The 913-nt window shown below is 38.0% G+C and carries 1 protein-coding gene; it reads left to right on the forward strand.

Annotated features, from left to right (window positions below):
• Positions 1-38: 38 nt before the first annotated feature.
• Positions 39-913: integron integrase (locus IE155_RS17890; RefSeq protein ID WP_189379698.1), on the forward strand; the 875-nt coding region annotated here is incomplete at its 3' end.

A 913-nucleotide genomic window follows, 5' to 3' on the forward strand; every position in this document is an offset into this window, starting at 1 on the left:
CTATAACTGTATATAAATACAGCTATAGGTTTTTAATAATGTCTACTTCACCTTTTCTTGAAAGTATCCGTCATATACTTCGTACGAAGCATTACAGTATTCAAACTGAAAAAACGTACTTGCTTTGGATTAAACGCTTCATTCTTTTTAACCAAAAGCGACATCCCAAAGATATGGGGGAGCAAGAAGTCAGTAATTATCTAACTTACTTAGCTGTAGAAAGACAAGTCACTTCTTCAACCCAAAACTTAGCGCTGTGTGCTATCGTTTTTATGTACAAGCATGTATTCGAAAGAGAGCTAACTCTATTATCTGACACCGTTAGGGCTAAGGCACCGACCAGAGTGCCTATGGTATTATCAAATCAGGAGGCTACTGCAATCATCAATGAATTAAAATCCCCCTACCATCTTATGTTCAGCTTGTTATACGGGAGTGGGTTAAGAAAAGCGGAGTTATTGAGACTACGTATCAAAGATATCGATTTTGATGGTAATTCAATTTATGTTTTTAGAGGTAAAGGGGCTAAAGACCGAATGACCTTGTTACCTAAAATACTCACAGAGTCACTTCAATCCCAGATAAAAAAAGTCGAAAATTTACATCGAAAAGACTTGGCTGAAGGTGAAGGTAAAACGAGTCTGCCTTCTGGGTTGGCACGTAAATATCCAAAAGCAATTACGCAGTTTAAATGGCAATATTTATTTCCCTCAACTGTAAGATGCCAACACCCAACAGATGGCTATTTTTGTCGTCATCATTTACATTGGACTTCATTAACCAAAGTGTTGAGAGCTGCCGTTATGAAAACGGGTATTCGAAAACATGTCACTGCGCATACGTTTAGGCACTCATTCGCAACCCAATTGCTATTAAATGGGGCTGATATTAGAACAGTTCAAGAACTCCTTGG

It is taken from the genome of Thalassotalea profundi (assembly GCF_014653195.1).
GTDB classification, from domain to species: domain Bacteria; phylum Pseudomonadota; class Gammaproteobacteria; order Enterobacterales; family Alteromonadaceae; genus Thalassotalea_B; species Thalassotalea_B profundi.